Below are 15,391 nucleotides of genomic sequence, written 5' to 3'. Positions count from 1 at the left end.
GTCAATTTTCATAGCCGCCTCTAGTTCACAGTTCGTTCACGCTGGCCTTGCGAGGCCAGATCGTCAACCGCTCTCCGTCCCGGCTGCGACATTTTGGCTGTGGACAGCGTGAGCTTTCACAGGGTCGGGGCGTAGCAAGAAGAACCTTCGTGCGCAAACGGGCGGCCTGCAGCATGTTTGGGTCAGGTATTGAGAGCCGCCGGGGGCGCTGGCCGGCCCTCGGCGGCGGCCTCCTCGAGAGCCTTTGTGGCGCACCTGTCGTCGCATTGGGCGCGGGCGTCTGGTGCCCTCGAATCAAGGCGGACGATTTGGCGGGGACAAATATCCCTGACGCCCGTTGACGGGGATATTTGTCCCCGGTATGCTCCGTCCACCCTCAGATGGGAGCACATCATGCCCGCCACCGCCATCCGCTACCCGGCCTCGGCGCCGGTTGCCCGTTTCGCCCTTCTCGACCTGACCGAGCCCCAGCTGCGTCGGTTGCTCGCCGCGGCCGAGGCGGGGCTCCCGCAGCTCGACGCCACCGACGACGAGACCAGCGCCGAACTCGCCGCCATCCTCGGCCAGGCGCGGGAGGCGCTTGGAGCATGAGCCGGATCCTGCCCCTCACGCCCCGCGATCTGAATGCCGTGCGCCATCGCGCGGAGCATGCGCCGGACGGCGCCAGCCGCGATCTCGCGCGCCGCGCGCTGGCCGATCATGCTTTCGCCGTGGCCTCCGGACGCGCGCTGGCCCGGGCACGGCCGCGGCCGGCCTTCCGGACGAGCAGGCCGAGCCCGCTCGGGTCGAACCTGACCGGCTTCCTTGTGGGCGCGCTCGCGCTCCTGGGCTTCCTGTTTGTCGCGACGGTCCTGTGGGCGCACGTCACCGACGTGGCCAAGACCATGCGCCAGCAGGCCAGCGCCATGCGGGGCATGTGATGGAGGCCGCCCCGCAGCCCGCGCCGCGCACCGGGCCCGTCCCGGTCGAGAGCCTCAACGCGGCCGATCTCGACCGCATGGCCGCGGCCATCGACAGCGGCCGGATCCGCAAGCCGCCGATGAAGGAGACCCCGGCCGACCGCGCCGTGGCCGAGGCCGCCTATCAGGTCGCGGCCGACGAGCTCCGCCAGTTCATCGAGCGCTACGAGCAGCTCGAGGCCGAGAAGAAGGAGATCGGCGGTCAGCAGAAGGAGCTGATGGCCGAGGCGAAGGGCAGGGGCTATGCGCCGAAGATCCTCAGGATGATCGTGGCGCTCCGCAAGCGGACCCCCGACGACATCGCCGAGGAGGAGACGCTCCTCGAGCTCTACAAGGCCGCGCTCGGCATGGCCTGACCCACCCCCGGCGCGGCGGGCGATCCGCGCAGCTTCCGTTCACTCCGCCCGGCGCCTCGCGCGCGCAGGGCCCTGTCCCGCGCTCCGGCGCGCCGGAGAAGAATTGCATGAAGGGCATCCCGCATGGCTAAGGACTTCATCTCCCGAGGCGATCTGCGCCTCATCCCGCTCGCCGAGCTCCGGCTCTCGCCGCTCAACAGCCGTCAGGAGATCGCGGCCGAGGAGGTCGAGGCCATGGCCGAGAGCCTCGCCGTGGCGGGGCTGCTGCAGAACCTGATCGGCCATCTGACACCCACGGGCGTCGAGATCGTCGGCGGCGGCACCCGGCTCCGCGCGCTGCAGCGCCTCGCGGCCGAGGGCTGGAGCCGGCATGAGGATCTCATTCCGATAGATCCGGTGCCGGTGAAGGTGACGGCCGACCTGCAGGAAGCGGTGGCCTGGGCCGGCACCGAGAACAGCGCGCGCTCGGCGCTGCACCCGGCCGACGAGGTCCGCGCCTATGCCGCGATGCGCGAGCGGGGCGCGAGCCTGTCGCGGATCGCGCGCAGCTTTGCCCGCTCCGAGGCTCATGTCGAGCGGCGGCTGAAGCTCGCGGACCTGCCGGCCGAGGCTCTGGCGGCGCTCCGCGCGAACGAGATCTCGCTCGAGATGGCGAAGGCGCTGACGCTGGCGCCGAGCGGCGAGCGCTGCCTTGAGGTGCTGGGATCGGTGCGGGGGCGCGACGTGCGGCCCGAGCAGGTGCGGCGCGAGCTCACACCCGGCACCGTGCCCTCGACCGACCGGCGGGCGGTCTTCGTGGGGCTCGAGGCTTATCTCGCCGCCGGTGGAACCTCTCAGCGCGATCTCTTCGCCGACCGGACGCTGCTGGAGGACGAGGCGCTCCTCGACCGGCTCTTCGCCGAGAAGGGCGCGGCCGAGGCCGAGCGGATCCGCGCGGAAGAGGGCTGGGAATGGGCGACATGGGTGCCGGAGGAATATGTCTCCTGGACCGTCACGCAGAAGCTGGTGCGTCTCTACGCCCGGCCGGGGAAGCTCTCGGACGGAGAGGAAGCGGAGCTCGCGGCGCTCGAGGAGCGCGAGGCCGACGACACCCTCGACGAGCCCGGCCGCGCGCGGCTGGCCGAGCTCGAGGCCCGGCGCGAGGGGGGCTTCACCGACGCGCAGCGCGCCTCGGCCGGGATCTTCGTCTATTGCAGCAGCCGGGACGGGCTCTCGGTCGAGCGGGCCTATCAGCAGCCGCGGGCGGTTCCGCGCGGCGCGGCCGAGCTGGCACCCGACCTGCCGCAGTCGCTGATCGAGGACCTGCATCGGATCCGGCTCGGGGCGCTGCAGGCGCGGCTGATGGACCAGTCCGAGCTCATGCTCGACCTTCTCGCCTGGTCCCTCGGCGGCGGCCTCAGGCCCTGGGCGCGCCCGCTCGCGATCTCACCCACCGACCAGCCCATCGTGCCGGAGAAGGGCGAAGGCACCAGCTACCCGCCGCGGCTGGCGGCACGGCTCGAGCCGAATGCGAGCCTCGGCCCCGACGGCACCCCGGCCGAGTTCGAGGCCTTCCGGGCGCAGGGGAAGAAACACCGCAACCAGATCCTGACCGAGGCCCTCGCGCGGACTTTCTGCACCGGCAGCTCCGGCCTCTCGGCCGCGCTCGCGCGCCAGCTCGGGGTCGAGGTGCGCCGGATCTGGACGCCCACCGCCCAGGGATTTCTCGGCCGCTGCAGCGCGGGCTATCTCGACCGGCTCTGGAATGAGCTCGTGCCGGCGGCCGAGGCGGAGCCAGCTCATCAGAGCTTCAACAAGCTGAAGAAGGGGGAGAAGGCGAAGCGCCTCGAGGCGCTCTTCGCCGATCCCGACACCCGCGAGGCCCTTGGCCTCAGCCGCGAGGACTGCGCGAAGATCGACGCGTGGGTGCCGGCCGAGCTCGGCTGGCCGGAGGGCGAGGAATGAGCGGTCCAGACAAGGCCGCAGCCATGCGGCGGGCGAGGGCGGGCCGATGAGCGCCCCGTTTCGCCACGAGGATCCGGTGCTCGATTTCGTGCGCACCTTGGCCCGCAGCTACGCCGCGCGGCATCATGCAGAGGGACAGGAGAGAGAATCAGGATGCACGGCAGGCGCGCCGCAATCTACGCCCGCTACTCGACGGAGCTCCAGGACGGACGATCGATTGACGATCAGGTGGCGCTCTGCCGCGAGCATGCCGCGCGGAGCGGGCTGACCGTCGTCGCGACCTATGACGACCGTGCGAAGACCTCGGCGAGCATCTTCGGTCGCGACGGGCTCGCGCGCATGATGGAGCAGGCGCGGGCCCGCCAGTTCGACGTCGTGATCGTGGAGGCGCTCGACCGGCTGAGCCGCGATCAGGAGGATCTGGCGCACATCCACAAGCGGCTGAGCTTCGCCCGGATCGACATCCTGACAGTGCATGAGGGCGTGGCGGATTCGGTGTCGGTGGGCCTGCGGGGGCTCATGGGGACGATGTTCCTCGAGGCGCTGAAAGCCAAGACGCGCCGGGGTCTCGCCGGCGTGATCCGCGACGGTCGCCACGCCGGCGGGCAGACCTACGGCTATCGCGGCGTCCCGGGCGAGCCGGGAAAGCGCGAGATCGTGGCGCACGAGGCCGAGATCATCCGGGAGATCTTCGCGGCCTATGTGGAGGGGAAGAGCCCGCGGACCATTGCGGGCGAGCTGAACGCGCGGGGGATCGCCGCCCCGCGCGGGCCGAAGTGGAATGCCTCGACGCTGAACGGCAACCCGCAGCGTGGCTACGGCATCCTGCGCAACCCGATGTATGACGGCCGTTTGGTCTGGAACCGCGTCACCATGGTGCGGGATCCGGACACCGGGCGGCGCGTGAACCGCGAGAATCCGCTGGATGCCCGGCAGGAGGTCGAGGCCGAGCATCTGCGCATCGTGCCCCGGCCGCTCTTCGAGGCCGCTGTCCGGCGCCACGCGCAGCAGGCGGAGGCGGTGCGGACGGGCAAGATCACCAAGGCACCGCCCCGGCCTTTCTCAGGCCTGATCCGCTGCGCCTGCTGCGGAGGCGGCATGAGCATCCACGACCGTTGCGGCGAGGCCATCCGGATCCGGTGCAGCACGGCGAACGAGAGCGGAAGCTGCGAGAACAAGGCGCGCTATCGGCTCGAGAAGATCGAGGAGGCGATCTTCCTTCGCCTTCGGGCGCAACTCGACCGCCCGGACTATCTGAAGGAGTTCGTCCGGGTGTATGCCGAGGAGCGCCGGCGCCTGACGGAGACGGCGCGCCGCGACCGGGCACGGCTGGAACGGGCCGCGGCGGACAGCCGGGCCCGCTACATGCGGCTGGTGGACATGATGGCGCGCGGACTGATCGAGGGCGAGGAAGCCGACGCCCAGGTGCTGCAGGCCAAGCAGGCCGCAGAGATCGCGCGGAGCGAGCTCGAGATCGCATCGAGCGAGGATAATGTGGTGGAGCTGCACCCGCAGGCGACGGCCGCCTATACCCGCGCCATCGCCGATCTTTCGGCCGCGCTGCAGCGGGGCGACGGCACGTTCGACGCGACCTCGGTCGAGGCCCTGCGCCGGATCATCACCGAGATCACCGTCCATCCCAAGGATGAGGCCGGCGACGTCCTGGTCGAGGTCCGTGGCAACATGGAGCGGCTGCTCGGGATCGGCCAACAGATTGTGGGGGGTCCGATGGTGGCGAGGGGGGGACTTGAACCCCCGACCCCACGATTATGAGTCGTGTGCTCTAACCAGCTGAGCTACCTCGCCGTCGGTGGACGCTGCACTATGGGATGTGCCGGGAAGCGTCAAGCGCAAAAACCGGGTCGCGGGCGATCCGGGGGCGGCCGGTGGCGGTTGCAGTCACGGTGGCCTCGACGAAGAGGGGCCGGCCCTCCACCGTCGCCTCGCGGACGGCGCGGGTGAGGGCGACGCGGGGATCCGCCGCGCCGGCCTCGGCCGCAAGGCGCGCCACCCGGGTGGCAAGATGCGCCTCGGCGGCGGCGAGCGCGGCTTCCGGGTCGGGCAGGCTCTCGGGGCCGTCGGGGAAATGGACGATGTAGCGGCCTTCGCCGGGGCTCGTGACCTGCAGGCTCAGCCGCTGCGAGACGAGGCCCGCCACGGCGCCGATCGCATTGGCGACCCCGCCCTGTTCGGGCAGGATCGTGGTGCAGCCGAGCCGTTCGCCCACCCCGGCGTAGAAGGAGCGGGCCGAGGCGCCGAGGCCCACCACCGGCAGGGCGAGGCGGGCCGAGAGCGCGAGCGCCCCGGGCCGACGGGCGAGGCCCGCGCGGAGGAGCGGATGGTTCACGAGGAGGGCGGGATCGGCATAGCCGTCCTCGGCCAGAGCCACCTCGAGGAGGCACTCGGCCGTCCGCTCGGTTAGCCGGTCGAGGATCGCTTCGGCCAGCGTGCGGGCATCGGGCGCCAGACGCTCGCCCCGTGCCGTGCGGCGGCGCGCCATGAGGGTGAGGGCCTTCTCGGCCGCCGCGGCATCCCAGCTGGCCAGCCTTCCCAGCACATGGTTCGCGTCAGATGGCGTCACGCCCGCCACTATCACCAACCCGCGCGCGATCAGCCGCTCGAGCGCCGCGAGATCCATCCGGCTGCGCAGTGCCTCGGCGAGCGGCATGGCCGGGCGCAGACGCTCCATCAACTGCGCCTCGCGTCCGGTGAGGCCCGCGGCGGGCAGGCCCGTCGGCAGCAGGAAGCGGCCCTCGTGCTCGCCCGGCGCATCGGAAAGGAGGGCGCGGTCGAGTGCGGCATGGACCGGCCCGGGATGATCGGCCGCCAGCAGCGACACCGGGATCAGCCGGCGCGGCCCGAGGCGGAAGAGCCCCTCGAGCCCTTCGGGCGGATGCACCTCGCTGTCGCCGCCGAGGCCGGTCGTGCGCATCGCGACGGCCTCGACCATGGTGCGGAAGCCGCCGACGAGCGCGCCCTCGGGGTCGATCTCGGGCTGGCCGTCGCGCAGCACCGCCACGTCGGTCGTGGTGCCGCCGATGTCGGAGACGAGCGCATCCCGCACGCCGGTCAGCCACCGGGCGCCGACGAGGCTCGCGGCAGGGCCGGAGAGGATGGTCTCGATCGGGCGCTCGCGCGCCAGACGGGCCGAAATCAGCGCCCCGTCGCCCCGCACCACCATCAGGGGCGCCGTCATCCGGCGCTCTGTCAGATGCTGCTCGCAGGCGGCGATGAGACGGCCGATCATGCCGATCAGCCGTGCGTTGAGCACGGCGGTTACCGCGCGCTTCGGGCCGCCGAGACGCGCCGAGAGTTCGTGCGAGCAGGTGACGGGGCAGCCTGCGACGCGGTGGACGACGGCCCGGGCGGCAAGCTCGTGGGCGGGGTTGCGGGTGGCGAAGCTCGCGGCCACGGCGAAGGCCGCGACCTGCGGCGCGACGGCCGCCACTTCGGCCTCGAGCCGGGCGAGGTCGAGGGGCGCTGCCTCGGCGCCCGAATGATGATGCCCGCCGGGCAGAGAGATCACCGGATCGCCCGCCAGCGCCTCGGGCAGGCCCGCCCGCTCCAGATCGCCCGGACCGAAGCCTATGAAGATCAGCGCGACGCGCCCTCCCTGGCCCTCGACCAGCGCGTTGGTGGCAAGCGTGGTCGAGAGCGAGACGAGCCCCACGTCCTCCGGCGCGACCTGCGCTTCGGCCAGGGCCGCATCGATGGCCCGGCCGATCCCGAGTGCAAGATCCGCGCGCGTGGTCAGGGACTTGGCCCAGCCCACCACGCGCTCCGCCTCGGGATCGACGATCACCGCATCGGTGTAGGTGCCTCCGGTATCGACCCCGAGAAGAAGCGTCATGGCAGTCTCCGCGACAAACTGTCCCGGTTCTAGCCGATCGCGCGCGGTCCGAAAGGCCCCATGCGACGCGGGACAGGCCGCCGGCGTCGTGCTGGCGGATCAGGCCGAGCGCGAGGGCCTGCGGCGGCGGCGGTGTCCGGGGGGGATGTTCAGCATCTCGCGATATTTGGCGACGGTGCGGCGCGCCAGCTGCATGTCCTCGGCCGCCAGCGCCTCGACCAGAGCGCCGTCGGACAAAGGCGCGGCCGGATCTTCCTGCGCGACGAGGCGGGCGATGGCGGCGCGGATGGCCGCGGCCGAGGGACCGCCCTCGGCAAGGCGGCCGCTGAACATGCGCCGCAGCCACCAGGTGCCGCGCGGCGTGTCCACGCAGGTGCCCGCGACCACGCGGCTCACCGTGCTCTCGTGGATGCCGAGCGCCTCGGCCACCTCGGTCATGGTCAGGGCCACGAGCGCCGAGGGACCTTCGTCGAGCGCCGCCTCCTGCCGGGCGAGGATCTCGCGCGCGACCCTCAGCAGCGTGGCATTGCGGTTCTCGATCATCCGGCCCACCGCCTGCGCCTGGGTCCAGGCCGCGCGGGCGGCCGGCGTCGTCGGGCGCTTGTCCGGCTTGCGGATCTGCACCGTGGGCATGGCCGAGCGGTTCAGCGACACCTCCCACCCGGCCTCGCCCTTCGTCGCGATCAGGTCGGGCTCGCGCACCGGCGCCGCGCCCGGATCGAACTGCGCGCCGGGCTTCGGGTCGAAGGTCCGCAGGAGCCGCAGGCGCGCGGTCACCCCGGCCTCGTCCGTGTTGCAGAGCCGCGCGAGCCGCCCGAGGGCCCCCTCTGCCACCAGGTCGAGATGGTCGAGAAGGCAGCTCAGGGTGGAATCGAGCCGCTCGGCCTCGATGGCCTGAAGCCGCAGGCACTCGGCGAGGGTTCGGGCGAAGAGGCCGGCGGGCTCGATCTTCTGCAGCCCGGCCAGCACGGCCTCGACCTCGGCGGAGGGGACGCGGGCCTGCCGGGCGATCTCGTCCGGTCCCGTCCCGAGCCAGCCGGTGGGCTCCAGCGCTTCGGCCAGAAGGATGGCGATCCGCCGCTCGGGCCCGCGCGGATAAAGCGTGTCGATGCGCGCCATCACATGCGCCATGAGGCTCGGCCCCGCCGCCGCCACCGTCTCTCCGCCCGCCGACCCCTCGCCCTGCGCGAGGCGCGACAGAACGCTCGTCCAGCGCGGCAGCCAGTCGGTCGAGGTTGCCGGTTCGAGCTGGATATGGGGGTTCTCCGCCGCCTGCTCCTGCAGGTAGCGCGTGAGGCCCTCGGCATCGGAATTCAGGACGCGGATCGAGGCGGTGAGGCCGAGATTGAGCTGCAGCCTCTGGGTCTGGGCGATACTGATGCGCTGGCGGGACTTCATGGTTCCGTCGAGCCTAGTGCCCGCGCGCCCATGGCGCAACCGGGGCGGGAGCCCCGGCGCTTGGATGCGCCACGCCGCCCGGCGGGATCAGTCCCGGAACCGCTGCATGAAGCGGCGGTCGATCCGGTCCTTCCAGAGCCAGAGCCAGGCGCCTTCGAGCCGCAGGCCGAACTTGTCGGCCACGGCCACGCGGGCGCCGCAGGAGATGAGCTTCAGGTAATCGCGCTGCGGCCGGTAGCGCCGCAGGGGCCCGCACAGAACGGCGGCGCCGAGATTGTGGCCGAGGATCGGCGCCTCGCGCACCGCGAAGACGCCCGCCTTGGGCCGGGGCGCATGGGAGAGATGGGCGCAGTCGCCCACCGCGAAGATCGCGGGATCCGAGCTTTGCAGCGTCGGCCCCACCCGGACGAAGCCGCGCTCGAGCGCGAGGCCGGTGCCGGTCAGCCATGCCTGCTGCTGCGCGCCCGTCACGGTCAGGGTGAAGTCCGAGGGCAGGCGCGTGCCGCAGCCGAGGATCACCGCATCGGGCGCGATCCGCGCCACCTCGGTGCGGGTCAGGATCCGGATGCCGAAGCCCGCCATGCGGGTGAGGAGCGCCTGCCGCGCGCCTGCGCCGAGGCCCGGCAGCACCTGCGCCGCGCGCTCGACGACGGTCACGCGGGGCCGGGCGCCCGCGCTCTGCAGCCGGAAGGCCTGCGCCATGGCCAGCTCGATCCCTCCGGTGCCGCCGCCGATCACCACGATCTGCGGCTCGGCCGGCGCCTGCGCCACGAACGCGTCCCACCGGTCGGCATAGGGCCCGAGGGGCTTTGCCGCCACCGCATGATCCGCGGCCCCCGGCACCTGCGGCAGGTCCGAGGCGATGCCCACGTCGAGAGAGGCCACATCGTAGGGCAGGCTGTCGCCCCCCGCGAGCAGCACGCGCTTCGCCTGCCGGTCGATGCCTGTGGCGCAGTCGAGCACGAGCCGGGCGCCCGCGCGCCGGGCCAGATCCACGAGGTCGATCATCATGTCCGACCGGCGGTAGTGTCCCGCGACATGGCCGGGCAGCATCCCGGTGTAGGGCGCGGCGGGCTTGGGATTGACGAGGGTGACGCGCAGGTCTGGCACCGGCTTCCAGCCGAGCAGCACCAGCGCATGGGCGTGCCCGCCGCCGATCAGCACCAGATCGCGCGCGCCGCGCTCCATTCAGCCCTCCGCCAGCCGCGCGACCTGCGCGGCGATCCGGGCCGCAAGGGCCGGCAGATCGTCCAGCCGGTCGGTCTCGACCGCCGCGCGCGGCGGGGCCGAGCGGGCGCGGTGCTTGGCGTAGCGCGGATCGTAATGCCGCTGCATCAGATCGGCCGCGAGCTCCTCGAACCGGCCCGCGGCGGCGTGCGCGTGCCATTCCTCGATGCGTTTTGCCGGATGGACGGGGCGCAGAAGGTCGATGACGGCGGCGAGCCGCGGGCCGTCCTCGACCAGATCGCGATAGGCGCGCACGAGATAGGCCGCGCGGGCCGCGACGGGGGCGGCGACCTCGATCCGCGGCGCGGCCTGCATCGCCTTCCAGAGGCCCGGCGGCAGCCGGATCTCGCCGATCTTGCTCGATTCCGCCTCGACCACCACCGGCTGCGTCGGATCGAGCCGGGCCAGCGCCACGGCGAGGCGGCTTTCGAAGCCGCGCTGCGCGGGCTGACCGCCCGCCAAGGCGCCGAAGAGCGAGCCGCGGTGATTGGCGAGCCCCTCGAGATCGAGGACCTGCACGCCGAAGGCGGCCAGATGCGTCAGGATCTCGGTCTTCGCGGCCCCGGTGTTTCCGTCGATCACCACCACGGGCGCCCGGACCGGCCGGTCGTAGAGCTCCTGCACCACGAGGCCGCGCCAGCTCTTGTAGCCGCCTTCCAGCACCTCGACCCGCCAGCCGATCTGGCCGAGGATCATGGCGAAGGAGTTCGACCTCTGCCCGCCGCGCCAGCAGTAGACGAGCGGGCGCCAGCCGCCCGGACGGTCGGCCAGAACCTCCTCGATGTGACGCGCGGCATTGCGGGCCACCAGCGCCGCGCCGATCTTGCGGGCCGAGAAGGGGTTGACCTGCTTGTAGATCGTTCCGACCCGGGCGCGCTCCTCATTGTCGAGGACGGGCAGGTTGATCGCTCCGGGCACGCGGTCCTCCTGCCATTCGGCAGGCGAGCGCACGTCGATCACATCGTCGAACCCGTGCTCGATGAGCTGCGAAAGGTCGGTTGCACGATAGGCCATGCGCCTTCCTAGCCCGCCCCGCGCCCCTTTGCCAGCAGCCCTGCCACTCGCGACGGGACGGCAGCGTCGCAGGCGTGGTCTCTTTCCTACGCGGTAAGATGTGCTGGTCGCACCGTGCGCGCTCAGCCGGGGCGTTCAGCGCCGGAAACGGGGCTGCCGAGAGGTTTCGCTCCCCCGCCCGACCTTGATCGCAAAGGACATGCGGTTGACAGCCGTCAACTTCGGCCGCTCACTCACCTTCGGGAAAGAGGCGAGGTCAGGATCCCGACCGAGGCCTCGCCCGGTCCGCGGCTGGCCCTCGCAGGAGCGGCAGCCGGCGCGCTCAGTTCTTGGGCTTCGTGGCGGAATCCACCAGCTCGGCCTTCTTCCGCTCGGCCCATTCCCGGCCCGGATCGCCGCCCCAGAGAAGCCAGCCGACATATTCGGGCGAGGGATCGTCCTCGTTGCCGAAGTTCTCGTCCTGCTTGTGCACTTCCTGTCGGTCGAAGAAGTTCACCATCCGCTTGATGGTCTGCGGCGAGAGCGACTTGCGTCCCTTCAGGTCGCGCGCGCGGGCGACGCCCACGTTGGTGCCGCCGCGCTTGTATTTTCGCCGCAACTCCAGCCCCTTCTCGGCGGTCGAGGCGACCTCCGGCGGCGGCGTCAGATCCACAGTCTTGTCTTTCATCTTGACCATTACCCCCGTTCCCCCAAAGGAAACACAGGCTAACGCACGGGGGAGTGGCAAGGTTCCCGCCATCCTACTCCTGTGCGCGAAGAACTTGCGCAGGCCGCGACCGGAGCGGACGCAGCGCGAAGAGAAGCCCCGCGAGAAGCGTGGCAAGCACGCCTCCGACCACGATCGCCAGAGCCGAGACCGGCTCGAACCGGTAGCTCGCGTCCATCACGAAGGTCATGACCGCCCAGCCGGCAAGCCCCCCCGCGAGGATCGCGACGAGGCCGGCCGCGCCGCCGAGGAGGCCGGATCGGAGAGCGAAGCTCGCGAGGATCCGGGCGCGGGTGGCGCCCAGCGTCTTGAGCACCGCGGCCTCGTAGATCCGTCCGCGCTCGCCCGCCGCCGCCGCGCCGATCAGCACGACGAACCCCGTGACCAGCGTGGCGGCCGCGGCCCAGGCGGTGGCGGTCGCAATGGCCGAGAGCGCCTCGCTCACCCGCTCGATCGCATCCTTGACGCGGATGGCGGTGATGTTGGGATAGGCGGTGGCGAGCTCGCGCAGGATGCGGCCCTCGGCCTCGGGCTCGGCATAGACGGTGGCGATGAAGGTGTGGGGCGCGCCCGCCAGCGCGGCCGGGTTCATGACCATCACGAACCCCATGCCGGCCGAGGAGAAATCCACCTCGCGCAGCGAGGTGATCTCTGCCTCGATGTCGCGGCCGAGGATGTTGACCGTGAGCCGGTCGCCGAGCTTGAGCCCGATCTCGGCCGCCTCTTCCGCGGCAAAGGAGACCTGCGGCGGGCCCTGATAATCCTCGGGCCAGAAGGTGCCGGCCACGACACGGGCCGTCTCGTCGGGGCGCGCGGCATAGGAGATGCCGCGGTCGCCGCGCACCACCCAATGCTCGCCCGCCACTTCGCGGGCCGGGCGGCCGTTGATCCGGGTGAGGACGCCGCGCAGCATGGGGGCGGCCTCGACCCGGCTCACCGCCGCATCGCCGCGCAGGGTCGAGAGGAACCCCTCGATCTGGTCCTGCTGGATGTCCACGAAGAAGTAGGAGGGCGCGCGCGCCGGCAGGTCGCGCTCGATGGCCGAGCGGAGGTTGGCGTCGATCTGGCCCACCGCGGCCAGCACAGAAAGGCCGAGGCCCAGCGACAGGACGACCGAGGTCGCCTCCTGCCGCGGACCGCCGATGGAGGCCAGCGCGAGGCGCAGCGCCGTCCGGCCGCGGGCGAGGCGGGAGCGGGCCGCGCTGCGGGCTGCCCTTCGCAGAAGGAGCGCGGCCATCGCGAGGATGAGGAGCGCGCCCACGATACCGCCGGCCGAGGCCAGCGCCAGAAGCGCCGTGCCGGAAAAGGCCACGGCGCCGCCCACGAGGAGCGCCGTCAGCCCGCCGATGGCGGCGAGCCAGGGCCAGCGCGGCCGACCGCCTTCGCCCGTGCCGCGGTAGAGCGCGGCGGCGCGGACGCTCTCGGCGCGGGCGAGCGGCCAGAGCGTGAAGATGAAGGCGGTGAGGATGCCGTAGAAGGCGGCTTCGAGCAGAGGTGCCGGATAGATCCCGAAGGTCACCGGGAAGGGCAGGGAGGCCTCGATGAAGGGCGAGGCCGCGAGCGGCAGAAGGACGCCCAGCAGAAGCCCGGCCGCCACGCCGAGCGCGGTCAGCGCGCCGATCTGGAACAGATAGGCCAGAAAGATCGTGCGCCCCTCGGCCCCGAGCGTGCGGAGCGTGGCGATGGTGGCGACCTTCCCCTCGAGATAGGCGCGCACCGCGGCAGAGATGCCGACGCCGCCCACGGCGAGACCGGCGAGCCCCACGAGGACGAGGAAGGAGCCTGTCCGGTCCACGAACCGCTCGACGCCCGGGCTTGCGCGGCGGCTGTCCGACCAGCGCATCCCCTTGTCGCGGAAGGCGGCCTCTGCCTCGGCCTGCGCTGCGGCGAGATCGGTGCCCGCGGGCAGGTCGAGCCGGTATTCCGTCTCGTAGAGCGTGCCGGGCTCGAGCAGGCCGGAGGAGGTGAGGGCCGAGCTGTGCACCAGCGTGCGCGGCCCGAAGGAGAAGCCGCCGGTGATGCTGTCGGGCTCGCGCACGAGGACCGCGCCCAGCCGGAAATTGCGGGTGCCGAGCCGGAAGCTCTCGCCCACCGAGAGGCCGAGCCGGTCGGCCAGCACCCGATCCATCACGGCGCCGGGCAGGCCGCGGTCGGCCAGAGCCTCCTCGAGCGGGAAGGGCGGGTCGAGCTCGACCTCGCCCTCGAGCGGATAGAGGCCGTCCACGCCCTTCACCTGCGTGAGCGCCCGGTCCTCGCCCACCACGGCCATGGAGCGGAACTCGACCACCTCCGAGACGCGCTCGGCCCGGGCCTCCATCCAGGCCTTCTCCTCGGGCGTGGCGAAGCGGTAGGTGAATTCCATCTGCGCGTCGCCGCCGAGCAGCACCGCGCCCTGATCCGTCAGCCCGGCCTCGATGGCCGCCCGCACGAGGCCCACCGCCGCAATGGCCGCGACCCCGAGCGTGAGGCAGGCCAGAAACACCCGGAAGCCGCGGAGGCCCCCGCGCAGCTCGCGCCGCGCAATCCGTGCCGCGTTTCTCATGCCGCCTTGCGCTCCTCGCCTGCGATGCGCCCGTCGGCGAGCCGCACCACCCGGTCGCAGCGCGCGGCAAGTTCGGGCGCATGGGTCACGAGGACCAGCGTCGCCCCGTGCCGGTCGCGCAGCCCGAAGAGGAGATCCATGATCGCGGCCCCGTTCACCCCGTCGAGATTGCCCGTCGGCTCGTCGGCCAGAAGGATCGCGGGCCGGGGCGCCGCGGCACGCGCGAGCGCCACCCGCTGCTGCTCGCCCCCCGACATCTGCGAGGGATAATGGTCGATCCGGGGCCCGAGCCCCACGGCGCGCAGCTCGGCCTCGGCGCGGTCGAAGGCGTCGGGCGCGCCGGCAAGCTCCAGCGGGATCGCGACATTTTCAAGTGCCGTCATCGTGGGGATGAGGTGGAAAGACTGGAAGACGACGCCCATATTCCCCCGGCGGAACCGCGCGAGCTGGTCCTCGTCCATCGCCGTCAGGTCCTGGCCCAGCGCCGTGACCGTGCCGCCGGTGGCGCGCTCCAGCCCGCCCATCAGCATCAGGAGCGACGACTTGCCCGATCCCGAAGGCCCCACGAGCCCCAGCGTCTCGCCGCGCCGCACGTCCAGACTGATCCCCTTCAGGATCTCGACCGGGCCTGCGTTTCCCGCCAACGTCAGCCGCGCGTCCCTCAGCGCCAGGATCGTCTCGCTCATGCACCTTGTCCCTCTCAGCTTCAGACCCCGATATGGCGCGCTCGGCGCGATGCGCAACATGGCGCTGGCCCTCGTCTTCTCGGCCATGCCTGCCGCCGCGGCCGAGGAGGTCACGGTGCTGGCGCTCGGCGACAGCCTGACGGCGGGCTACGGCCTGCCCGAGGGCGAGGGCTTCGTGCCGCAAATGCAGCAATGGCTGCGGGACCATGGCGAGAGCGTCTCGCTGGTGAATGCCGGCGTCTCGGGCGACACGACGGCGGGCGGCCGCGCGCGGCTCGACTGGAGCCTGACGCCCGAGGTCGATGCCATGATCGTGAACCTCGGCGGCAACGACATGCTGCGCGGCCTCGATCCGGCGCTGACGCGCGGGAACCTCGAGGCGATCCTGAAGACGGCCGAGGACCGCGGGCTGCCGGTGCTTCTGGTCGGGCTCGCGGCCCCGGGCAACTATGGTCCCGACTTCAAGCGGTCGTTCGATGCGATCTTTCCCGGTCTGGCCCAAAGCTACGGCGCGGATCTGGAACCGAACTTCTTCGCCGCCCTTGCCGCACGGCTGGACGAGCCCGACGCGCGTCAGCGCTACATGCAGCCCGACGGCATCCATCCGAGCGCCGAGGGCGTGGCCGTGATCGTGGAGGAAATGGGGCCGCGCGTGCAGGCGCTGGTCGAGCGTGCGCGGCAGTAGGCTCGTCGCGCGCGCCGGGCGGCG

General features: G+C 72.0%; 13 protein-coding genes and 1 tRNA gene. 6 read left to right on the top strand and 8 right to left on the bottom strand.

All coding sequences use genetic code 11. The annotated features are described in order from the left end of the window. The first annotated feature begins 393 nt into the window (after positions 1-393). The 5 genes from RSP_RS18720 to RSP_RS18700 all read left to right on the top strand — a co-directional run bounded on the left by RSP_RS18720 (position 394) and on the right by RSP_RS18700 (position 5,032). A complete protein-coding gene (locus RSP_RS18720) occupies positions 394-591 on the top strand; it encodes a hypothetical protein (protein ID WP_011339457.1) in 198 nt (65 codons plus the stop codon). After that, entirely contained in the window at positions 588-920 is a 333-nt protein-coding gene (locus RSP_RS18715; RefSeq protein WP_011339456.1) for a hypothetical protein, read from the top strand. Before RSP_RS18720 ends, RSP_RS18715 begins: the two co-directional genes overlap by 4 nt. After that, on the top strand, positions 920-1,315 hold the full coding sequence (locus tag RSP_RS18710) for a DUF2312 domain-containing protein (RefSeq protein WP_011339455.1): 396 nt from the start codon (positions 920-922) through the stop codon (positions 1,313-1,315). The genes RSP_RS18715 and RSP_RS18710 overlap by 1 nt, the downstream gene beginning before the upstream one ends. Positions 1,316-1,438: 123 nt before the next feature. Then, the gene (locus tag RSP_RS18705) at positions 1,439-3,259 is read left to right on the top strand and encodes a ParB/RepB/Spo0J family partition protein (RefSeq protein WP_011339454.1); all 1,821 of its coding nucleotides are present in this window, start codon (positions 1,439-1,441) and stop codon (positions 3,257-3,259) included. A gap of 153 nt (positions 3,260-3,412) precedes the next feature. Then, on the top strand, positions 3,413-5,032 hold the full coding sequence (locus RSP_RS18700) for a recombinase family protein (RefSeq protein ID WP_011339453.1): 1,620 nt from the start codon (positions 3,413-3,415) through the stop codon (positions 5,030-5,032). Here RSP_RS18700 and RSP_RS18695 read toward each other — a convergent pair. The 8 genes from RSP_RS18695 to RSP_RS18660 all read right to left on the bottom strand — a co-directional run bounded on the left by RSP_RS18695 (position 4,989) and on the right by RSP_RS18660 (position 14,682). Continuing rightward, positions 4,989-5,065 (bottom strand) — tRNA-Met (locus RSP_RS18695). The two genes, RSP_RS18700 and RSP_RS18695, sit on opposite strands and share 44 nt — an antisense overlap. A 16-nt stretch (positions 5,066-5,081) precedes the next feature. Continuing rightward, positions 5,082-7,109, bottom strand: a complete 2,028-nt coding sequence (locus RSP_RS18690) for a hydantoinase/oxoprolinase family protein (protein ID WP_011339452.1) — start codon at positions 7,107-7,109, stop codon at positions 5,082-5,084. A gap of 99 nt (positions 7,110-7,208) precedes the next feature. Continuing rightward, a complete protein-coding gene (gene rpoN, locus RSP_RS18685) occupies positions 7,209-8,507 on the bottom strand; it encodes an RNA polymerase factor sigma-54 (protein WP_011339451.1) in 1,299 nt (432 codons plus the stop codon). Between the two features lie 87 nt (positions 8,508-8,594). Then, positions 8,595-9,695, bottom strand: a complete 1,101-nt coding sequence (locus RSP_RS18680) for an FAD-dependent oxidoreductase (RefSeq protein ID WP_011339450.1) — start codon at positions 9,693-9,695, stop codon at positions 8,595-8,597. Beyond that, positions 9,696-10,748, bottom strand: coding sequence for a tRNA 2-selenouridine(34) synthase MnmH (mnmH, locus tag RSP_RS18675; protein ID WP_011339449.1), 1,053 nt, complete (start codon positions 10,746-10,748; stop codon positions 9,696-9,698). 322 nt (positions 10,749-11,070) lie between these two features. Then, a complete protein-coding gene (locus RSP_RS18670; protein ID WP_011339448.1) occupies positions 11,071-11,487 on the bottom strand; it encodes a hypothetical protein in 417 nt (138 codons plus the stop codon). 1 nt (position 11,488) lies between these two features. Continuing rightward, a complete protein-coding gene (locus RSP_RS18665; RefSeq protein WP_011339447.1) occupies positions 11,489-13,996 on the bottom strand; it encodes an ABC transporter permease in 2,508 nt (835 codons plus the stop codon). Further along, positions 13,993-14,682: an ABC transporter ATP-binding protein gene (locus RSP_RS18660; protein ID WP_002724571.1), complete on the bottom strand. Its 690-nt coding sequence runs from the start codon at positions 14,680-14,682 to the stop codon at positions 13,993-13,995. Before RSP_RS18660 ends, RSP_RS18665 begins: the two co-directional genes overlap by 4 nt. Here RSP_RS18660 and RSP_RS18655 point away from each other — a divergent pair. Beyond that, positions 14,681-15,367: an arylesterase gene (locus RSP_RS18655; protein WP_002724569.1), complete on the top strand. Its 687-nt coding sequence runs from the start codon at positions 14,681-14,683 to the stop codon at positions 15,365-15,367. The two genes, RSP_RS18660 and RSP_RS18655, sit on opposite strands and share 2 nt — an antisense overlap. Positions 15,368-15,391 lie beyond the last annotated feature (24 nt).

The organism is Cereibacter sphaeroides 2.4.1 (genome assembly GCF_000012905.2).
GTDB classification, from domain to species: domain Bacteria; phylum Pseudomonadota; class Alphaproteobacteria; order Rhodobacterales; family Rhodobacteraceae; genus Cereibacter_A; species Cereibacter_A sphaeroides.
Note: the sequence above shows the minus strand (reverse complement) of the source record. Positions and strands in the feature narration are given on the sequence as shown.

Excerpts from the sequence above, each read along its gene's own strand:
- RSP_RS18700 (WP_011339453.1), top strand. The coding sequence starts at position 3,413 with ATGCACGGCAGGCGCGCCGCAATCTACGCCCGCTACTCGACGGAGCTC.
- rpoN (WP_011339451.1), bottom strand. The coding sequence starts at position 8,507 with ATGAAGTCCCGCCAGCGCATCAGTATCGCCCAGACCCAGAGGCTGCAG.
- RSP_RS18705 (WP_011339454.1), top strand. The coding sequence starts at position 1,439 with ATGGCTAAGGACTTCATCTCCCGAGGCGATCTGCGCCTCATCCCGCTC.
- RSP_RS18720 (WP_011339457.1), top strand. The coding sequence starts at position 394 with ATGCCCGCCACCGCCATCCGCTACCCGGCCTCGGCGCCGGTTGCCCGT.
- RSP_RS18680 (WP_011339450.1), bottom strand. The coding sequence starts at position 9,695 with ATGGAGCGCGGCGCGCGCGATCTGGTGCTGATCGGCGGCGGGCACGCC.
- RSP_RS18710 (WP_011339455.1), top strand. The coding sequence starts at position 920 with ATGGAGGCCGCCCCGCAGCCCGCGCCGCGCACCGGGCCCGTCCCGGTC.
- RSP_RS18715 (WP_011339456.1), top strand. The coding sequence starts at position 588 with ATGAGCCGGATCCTGCCCCTCACGCCCCGCGATCTGAATGCCGTGCGC.
- RSP_RS18690 (WP_011339452.1), bottom strand. The coding sequence starts at position 7,109 with ATGACGCTTCTTCTCGGGGTCGATACCGGAGGCACCTACACCGATGCG.
- RSP_RS18670 (WP_011339448.1), bottom strand. The coding sequence starts at position 11,487 with ATGGCGGGAACCTTGCCACTCCCCCGTGCGTTAGCCTGTGTTTCCTTT.
- RSP_RS18655 (WP_002724569.1), top strand. The coding sequence starts at position 14,681 with ATGCACCTTGTCCCTCTCAGCTTCAGACCCCGATATGGCGCGCTCGGC.
- RSP_RS18665 (WP_011339447.1), bottom strand. The coding sequence starts at position 13,996 with ATGAGAAACGCGGCACGGATTGCGCGGCGCGAGCTGCGCGGGGGCCTC.
- RSP_RS18660 (WP_002724571.1), bottom strand. The coding sequence starts at position 14,682 with ATGAGCGAGACGATCCTGGCGCTGAGGGACGCGCGGCTGACGTTGGCG.
- mnmH (WP_011339449.1), bottom strand. The coding sequence starts at position 10,748 with ATGGCCTATCGTGCAACCGACCTTTCGCAGCTCATCGAGCACGGGTTC.